Here is a 771-nt window from a genome sequence, read left to right as displayed (position 1 = left end):
TCCAAAGAAGAATTTATGAAAATCATTGAATTAACAGGTCTCCCAGTTAATCATATTCAAAAATTAATTGACTTAGAAAAGGCAGAACAAGAAGAAGCTAAAAGAAAAGAGTTAGAAAAGAAAAACCCGCCTTTTGTACAACTTTACAAAAGTCATATGAAAGAGATCCGATGGTTAATAACAAATCATCATTTATCAAGCAATATTTTATTTTTCTTTCTAGAAAATATGAATAATCGTAATGTAATTGTTTGTTCTCAACAATTGTTGATGGAACAATTTAATAAAGGACGTACAACAATACATAATGCAATAAAAACTTTAAAAGAACATGGATTTATTTCAGTAGCTAAAATAGGCAATGCAAATGCTTATATTATTAATCCAGAAATAGCGTTTCAAGATAGCAGAGATAAAATAAAATACGTTTCATTTGAGGGTAAAATATTAATCAATAAAAATGAAAATGAGGAATTATTTAAAGAACACAAATTCGAAAATTTAAAAGTTTTAAAAGACGAAAAGAAATAAAAAATGTTCCCTGCATACTGAAATACAGAGAACACCGTGCAGATAAGATTGAGCCCCTATTTGCATGTCTCCAGTATGCAGAAACATTTTATATAAATCAAATAAATACATTTACTGGAGGAATTTATTATGACTGCAAACCAAATGTTAGAAATGATTGTGGAGCAAAATATACAAGAATTAGCAAAAATCAAAAATCTTGAGGAGTTACATAAACATCAAGACAAATTCACTTTTGAA

Annotated in this window: 1 protein-coding gene; it reads left to right on the top strand. The window is 27.4% G+C overall.

What is annotated here, in order from left to right; translation table 11 throughout:
- Positions 1 to 531, top strand: a 531-nt coding sequence (locus ACQGS6_RS29415) for a replication/maintenance protein RepL (RefSeq protein ID WP_426966104.1), incomplete at its 5' end; no start/stop codon positions are given.
- Positions 532 to 771 lie beyond the last annotated feature (240 nt).

It is taken from the genome of Bacillus sp. GMs2/2, assembly GCF_050172095.1.
Lineage (GTDB): Bacteria > Bacillota > Bacilli > Bacillales > Bacillaceae_G > Bacillus_A > Bacillus_A cereus.
This window is presented reverse-complemented; position numbering and strand designations above follow the sequence as displayed.